At 39.2% G+C, this 3,747-nt stretch carries 2 protein-coding genes; both read right to left on the bottom strand.

Translation table 11 applies throughout. The features are described 5' to 3' along the window. Positions 1–3,202 (bottom strand): sensor histidine kinase (locus Q0L68_RS17790; RefSeq protein WP_296705609.1); only part of this gene is annotated, 3,202 nt, incomplete at its 3' end. 146 nt (positions 3,203–3,348) lie between these two features. Continuing rightward, on the bottom strand, positions 3,349–3,747 hold a 399-nt coding region (locus Q0L68_RS17785; RefSeq protein WP_296705608.1), incomplete at its 5' end, for an ATP-binding protein.

Raw genomic sequence — 3,747 nt, 5'->3', positions numbered from 1 at the left:
AGGGTTGAAAGATTTTATCTTTTATAGCATTTGGAATTCCGTTGCCATTGTCTTTGACTGAAATTTCAACTCCTGTTTCAGTTGTCTTAGTGCTGACAATTACCTCGGGTTTATATCCTTTGCCTTCTTCCTTTTTTGCTTTTTCATTCACTGCACTTCGACTTCGCTCAGCACAGGCGTAAAAAGCATTGTTGACTAAATTCAAAATGACTTTTCCGATATCGGGGGGGATCACATCTACAGAAGGTAAGTTTGGATCTAGGTCTAAGTTGAGCTCTACTTCAAAATCTTTGTCTTTGGCTTTCTGACTACTATATGCCAACTGGGTAAACTCCTTTACCAGCTTGTTGAGATTAATAGGTTCTTTTTTACCAGTTCCTGTTTTGGAATGCTCCAACATTCCCTTGACGATGGCATCAGCTCTTTTGCCGTGAAGATTGATTTTGGAAAGATTTTCTTTCAGGTCTGCACCGATAAACTTCACCTCTTCGAAATCACCTTTTTCAATTTCTTCATTCATTTCATCAATGAGCTCACCACTTACTTCGGAGAAGTTATTGACGAAGTTCAGGGGATTCTGAATCTCATGAGCAATGCCTGCCGTGAGTTCTCCAAGTGAAGCCATTTTCTCCGACTGGATCAGTTGGGCTTGGGTGGATTTAAGTACCGTGTAGGCTTTTTCGATTTCTTTTGCCTGTTCAAGTTCTTTTTCTCTCGCTTCAGCCCTGGCCTTATTTAACAATCTCTTTCGTTGGATCCTTTCAACCCCAAAAACTACTAAAACGAATAGTAGTCCAAAAAGTGAATAAGCCCACCAAGTTTGATACCAGGGAGAGGCAATAGTAATGGCGATACTTTTCTCCGCCCATTGACCATTGTAATTGTTTTTTGCCTTCGTATGAAATACGTATTCACCGGGAGGAACATTGAAATAATATACCTTGTCGCTGGATAGGGTTCGTCTCCACTCCTTGTCGTAATTATCAAGAAAAAACTGAATAACCTTATCTCCTTCATCACTGAAGTCCACCTCATCAATACTCAGGGCAAAAGAGTTTTGTTGGTACTTTAATTCAATATTTTTAGCATCTAAGACAGGTTCTTTAATTGGGCCATTAGGACTTGGAATTACTGTCTTTCCTTCAAGCCACAGGTTGGTGATTTGAACCTTTGATTCTCGCTGAGTTGTGACCATTTCAAATGGTGAAAATGCATAATGTCCTGTTACAGTACCAAAGTACAACTGGCCATCCCTACGTCTGTATGAAGCATCATTTTGAAACCATAACTGATCAATTCCCCTTTCTTTCCCCAGAATAGTAATCGTGTTTTTGGACTTATCAAAGCCTAAAATACCCTGTGCACTTGTCATCCATATATTATTATTCTGATCACTGGTAACCGAAGCAACAAATGTTTCATCATAGATACTTTTAAAAGAATCGGTCTCGGGATCATATTGGTCCAGGCCGTTTACGGATCCCACCCATATATTATCCTCTTGATCAATGTGGAGGCTGTTTACATCACCAAATGGATAATATTTGAATATTTCATTTTCCGGATCAAATCTGTCAACTCCTCCCATGGAGAATCCAATCCAAATATGATTTTTTGAATCTTTCGCTAAGGTTGAGATCCAATTTGAATGTATACTTTTCGAATTATCATTTTCGGAAAATTCATAATGTGTGATTTTCTGCGTTCGGGTATTTAGTTTTTCCAACCCGCCACCAAAAGTTCCTATCCACAAAGTAGTATCATCAGAAGATAGAATGGTAGGGATTTTATTGTCACTAAGACTTGTAGGATCATTCTCATCATGCTCAAAGCGAGTGAAAGTTTTAGTTGACTGGTTATAGCTTGTTAATCCATTTTGTGTGCCTAACCATAAAACTTTATTAGAATCCATCGTTATTGACTCAATAAAATTGCTTGAAAGTGAGTTGGTGTTGTTTGGATCGTGGGTAAAAATCTCAATTGTACCCATTATTTCATCCTTTCTCAGGAGCCCACTATTTGTTCCTATCCAAAAAATTGAATTGGATTCCTCATAAAAACTGTTTGCTACTTCAGTATAATCCTGAACAACACTTTTGTGAAGATCAATTTTATAAAAGCTGTTTAATTGTGTACTCATCCAGATCTGACCATCTTCTGCGACAAAGGCAGTCCAAGATGAATTATCTATCTGTGTTCCGAAATCATCTGTATTATTTCCAAAATGAACGATCGCTTCTGACTTTGGATCAAATCTGTTGACCCCACTGTTATTGGTTCCAATCCAGATTTGTTTGTCATTGTCTTCAAAAATAAAAGTTATGGCATCGTACCAGGCATCATATTCAGGACGGCTTAGTTTATTGGGATTCTGTGGATCATATCTATGTCTTGTGAATAATCCCGTTTCCCTATCCATGGTATGTAATCCATCTCCCTGAGTGCCTACCCAAAATGTTCCTCGGGAATCCTCAAAAATTGCACGGACCCGGTTATCGATTAGACTCTGTGGATCATCAGGATCATGCATGTACCGGGTGAATGTGCCGGTAGTGGGATCTAATCGATTTAGACCTCCCACATTTTCTCTTTGAAATTCATATCCGGTTCCTACCCATAGGGTACCACTCCGATCTTCGTAAAGGCTTCGAACAACATTATGACTCAGGCTTGAATTGTCTGTTGAGTCGTGCATGAAGTGAGTGAAGGAGTTGGATTCAGGATCAAATAGGTTGACCCCTTTATTCGTTCCCACCCACAGTCTTTCATTGCTATCGATTAATAAAACACTAACAACATCGCTGCTCAACCCCGATGGGTTAAGTGAGTCGTACTTGTAGTGCGTGACACTATTTAGTGATGGATCAAATCTGGCTAGTCCTTCCTCGAAATATCCTATCCAGATGGCACCAGTGGAATCGGCAATCAGACATTCTGGAACAGAACTATTAAATCCAATGGGATTGTTTTCTTCCATCGAATATCTAATCATATTGTTTCCATCGTATCTTATAAGACTATTATAAGTCTGATCGAGGAACCATATAAAACCATATTTATCCTGTGTAATTGAACCTACCTTACCAATGGTAATGTCATTTGACCCAGCGATCTTGGTGTATTTGATACCCTGTTTTTGCGAAAACCCTTGATTGAATAAGAGTAAGCAGGAAAAAATAAGCAAGAGCAGTGACTTAGGCATATTCAAGGTTATACAAGTAAGATAATCAAAAATTCTATAGCCTTCACGCTAGCTATCTGCTCACAATCAGTTAATTACTGGGTTTGTTAAGGATTGATATAATTGTCTTATTTATTCATCCTATCAAAAAACAGTTTAACCTTTTATTACCGTGACAATAAAACTGAAAATTTAGTTTTATGTCCTTGCTCTGACTCTACTTTCAACTCCCCTCCATGTGCCTTCACAATATCATAAGATAGGGATAATCCCAATCCCGTTCCCGACCCTGTTGGTTTAGTGGTGAAGAAAGGCTGGAAGATCTTTTCTTTGATGGAGTTTGGGATGCCGGATCCGTTGTCTTGGACGGTAATTTCAACCCCTAAATCCCCTGAAGGGGACTTGGTCGTCGTTGTTTTCACGATGACCTCTGGTTTGTAAATTACTCCCTCTTCAGTGCCTATCCCGATAGTTCGGGAGGGTTGGGGGGTAGACTTTGCCTTTTCATTCACGGCGTAAAAAGCATTGTTGATCAAGTTGAGAAGTACTTTTCCGATATCAGCGGA

It is taken from the genome of Algoriphagus sp. (genome assembly GCF_024642405.1).
Lineage (GTDB): Bacteria > Bacteroidota > Bacteroidia > Cytophagales > Cyclobacteriaceae > Algoriphagus.
This window is presented reverse-complemented; position numbering and strand designations above follow the sequence as displayed.